Source organism: Arthrobacter sp. P2b, from assembly GCF_900168295.1.
Taxonomy (GTDB): Bacteria; Actinomycetota; Actinomycetes; order Actinomycetales; family Micrococcaceae; genus Arthrobacter.
Genome location: NZ_FVZL01000040.1, coordinates 1 through 3,002, shown reverse-complemented (window position 1 = coordinate 3,002; position 3,002 = coordinate 1). Strand labels below are relative to the sequence as shown.

2 protein-coding genes and 1 pseudogene are annotated in these 3,002 nt (G+C 58.1%); 1 reads left to right on the top strand and 2 read right to left on the bottom strand.

Translation table 11 applies throughout. From position 1 onward, the window contains the following. Positions 1–229: 229 nt before the first annotated feature. Positions 230–1,432 carry an epoxide hydrolase family protein gene (locus tag B5520_RS22255; RefSeq protein WP_079599239.1) on the top strand — a complete coding sequence of 401 codons (1,203 nt, stop codon included), beginning with the start codon at positions 230–232 and terminating at the stop codon, positions 1,430–1,432. A 209-nt stretch (positions 1,433–1,641) separates the two neighbouring features. On the opposite strand, the pseudogene B5520_RS23140 reads toward B5520_RS22255, so the two are convergent. Then, positions 1,642–1,793: pseudogene (locus B5520_RS23140) on the bottom strand (IS30 family transposase); the annotation flags it as partial. Positions 1,794–2,279: 486 nt separating this feature from the next. Further along, positions 2,280–2,795, bottom strand: coding sequence for a nuclear transport factor 2 family protein (locus tag B5520_RS22250; RefSeq protein ID WP_079599238.1), 516 nt, complete (start codon positions 2,793–2,795; stop codon positions 2,280–2,282). Between the last annotated feature and the right edge of the window lie 207 nt (positions 2,796–3,002).

Here is a 3,002-nt window from a genome sequence, read left to right as displayed (position 1 = left end):
CGGTAGCCTTCGCCGGCGGCTTCCCGGCCTACCGGAAGTACGCAGAAGAAGCAATAAGCGACGGCATGAGCGGCTTCCGCATCGAAGCAGACGTGTCGAACGCGCACGTAACGGCCTGACAGCTTGGCCCACAGTGGCCACTGCCCGCGTTGGTCGTGATGAATGATCATCATGATGGAGTGTCTCGTAATCGTCCGGCCTTGAGCCGCGACCGACAACGGAGGTATAAATGACGACTGACATTGAGCAGGCGCTGGATGATGACCCTTGGGCGAGAAGTAGTCCATTCACTGTGGACGTCTCCCAAAGCAAGCTCGACGACATCATGCGTCGAGTCGCCGGCTACCGTTTCATGGATCCACCATCGGATGAAGGCGACTCCTGGAAGTACGGCGTCAATTCGAAATGGCTTGAGGCGCTCAGGGACTACTGGGTCGGCGAATACGACTGGCGGAAGATGGAGCGACGGCTGAATGAGTATCCCCAATACCAGACGCGGGTTCAGGGCGTGCCTTTGCATTTTGTCGAAGTCATCGGGGAAGCCCGGGGAACGCGACCGCTTGTTCTGCTTCACGGCTGGCCCGGGACACATTTTGAGTTCTGGAACGTAATCGATGAACTGGCCTTTCCCTCGAAATCGGGTGGATCAGCGGGAGACGCGTTCGACCTGATCATCGTGTCGCTACCCGGATTCGGATTTTCCCCGAGCCCCCGCGAACCGGTTGGTCTTCGGCGTATCGCCGCCCTCGTGAATGACCTGATGGTGAATGGCTTGGGATACCCGAATTACATGGTGCAGGGTGGTGACCAGGGCGCGGGCGTCGCAACATGGCTGGGCAATGACTTCAGCGATTACTGCAAGGCTATCCATGTCAATCTAATCGGTTGGCGCCCGAGTCTCGACGATGACGGGGCATTAAATGCTGAAGAGCACGAGGTGCTCCAGGGGACCCTGCTGGACGAAATCCCGGACCTGGCGTATTGCTTGCAGCATATGACTCGTCCTCAGACTCTTGCTCTGGGACTAAGCGACTCACCCGTTGGAGCGGCCGCTTGGCTGCTCGACAAAGTGCACGACTGGACGGATTTGTCTCAACGATCGATAGACGAGGTGTATGACCGGGACAGGCTCCTGACGCTCGTGATGATCTATCTTGTCAACGACGCCATCACCACCAGTCTCTGGTCTTATGTGGGTCTTTTAGAGGATCCTGCAAGGCTTTCCGAGGGTCCATATTGTGCAACTCCAGTGGCCATGTTGAAGCTTCCCCATGAAGTGGTCGGCTTCACCCCGCCTCGCACCTGGGTGGAACGCTATTACAACATTGTGCGCTGGACTGAACTTGACGCGGGTGGGCACTTTGCGGCAATGGAGCGGCCGGCCGAATTCGTCGAAGACTTGCGCAAGTATGCTTCGGAGATCGGGTATTGATTCCGACGTACGTTCCGCGTCATAGTTTCGCGGGGCAGGGCGTCTCCCATGCGGCGCCGCAGGTTGCGCTGCGGTTCTCACCAGGAATCAGATCGACGACGGGCGGATGTTGCAAAGTCAACGGGCAGGAGATGGGTGCCGCGTAGTCAGTCATGTTCTACCGCGGGTGAAGACGGTCTCGGCAGACGTTCTACAAAAGTCTGTTAGGGCAGGCCAAGGGTGTCCTGGTTCGAACCGCGTTGCCAGGGACTGGCAGGATCCCAGAAGTAGACGGCATGAGTGTGCGCCCGGTGAGATCTTGATGGCAGGCCGTGTCGGCGCCCTGATCCCACGTCAGTGAACGCCGGAGAAGGGCCGGAAGTGCGCCCATTGCGGCAATGCTGGGGACCGGTCCGCCGCTTCCGCGTGAGACGGCCGGAACCACGGGGAAATCCAGGCTTTCGACGCCCCTGCAGGGAGTGATATGTGGTCTCCGGCACGACATGAATCTCCGGCTGTCCGGAGATTCAGCGCGTAGACGGTTGCTTATTTGCCGAGGGCTCCAGCGTTGCTCCAGGGGCTCCCTTATGAACTAAACTCTCGAAGTTTGGGTTGCCCGCGATTTCCCGGTGCGCTGCCAGCTCCGTATGCGCTCGGCACTAGGTATGTTAGTGGACGCTACCTGCAATTCGCCTTGAACTTGGTGGTTCCTCCGGGCAGCAGTGGCTGATCACAGATGATCTTGCAAGGTGCCAGTCCAAGAAACACTCCTAGCAGGGAACGCCGACAAGCGTGCCGACCTTGTATACCCGGGCCCAAGGCGGTGGCTCACCAACGTCAGGGCCCGGGTAGTTACTGGAACCAGGTTTTACATTCCTGTCACGGGATAATTCATTTCGGTCAGGGTGGGGACCGCCCAGCGCTGCTCGGCCCAACTCTTTCCCGGCTCCGTCACATAAAACAGGCGGTTCACAATCGCCTTGTACTTCCATTCGCCGTCGATCTTTACGTATTCGTCATAGTAGTAACCACAGATGACCACGGCCTTTCCCGTTGAGCTGAGAATCGCTTCAGCTCGGAATAACCATGATGCCTTTGCATGTGATTCGTCAATGATCGTGATGCAGGGGTTGTAGATGTGGTGGAGAACGAAGGGAGAGTTCTTCGCCACGTTCTTGTAGTGCTCTGCGATTTCGGCTCGAGTGTTGGCAACACCGAAGCCAGGGCCGGAATCCAGAGTGGCGCCTTCGGCAAACATCTCAACCACGTCGCCTCGCCCGAGGTCAACGCGGAGCGCATAGTCCGCCTTGAACTTGGTGATTGCGGCGGTATCCTCGAGAACTTGAATTCGGCGCTCCAGTTGTTCGAGTTCATTGTTTGTCATGTCATGTCTCCTATTGGTGAGAATCTATGAATACCGGCTGGGAGTTCACGAGGCGCCGGCCTCGGATGCACCCAGGCTGTGGGCTAGCTCCTTGACGCGTAGCTGACGCGGCTTTCGGGGAGGGGGGTGGGTTTCCAGCCGGCGCCGATTGCGACGAGGCCTTCGGTCATCATGCCGTGGCTGACGCCTTGGATCATGAGTTTTTTG

Excerpts from the sequence above, each read along its gene's own strand:
- B5520_RS22250 (WP_079599238.1), bottom strand. The coding sequence starts at position 2,795 with ATGACAAACAATGAACTCGAACAACTGGAGCGCCGAATTCAAGTTCTC.
- B5520_RS22255 (WP_079599239.1), top strand. The coding sequence starts at position 230 with ATGACGACTGACATTGAGCAGGCGCTGGATGATGACCCTTGGGCGAGA.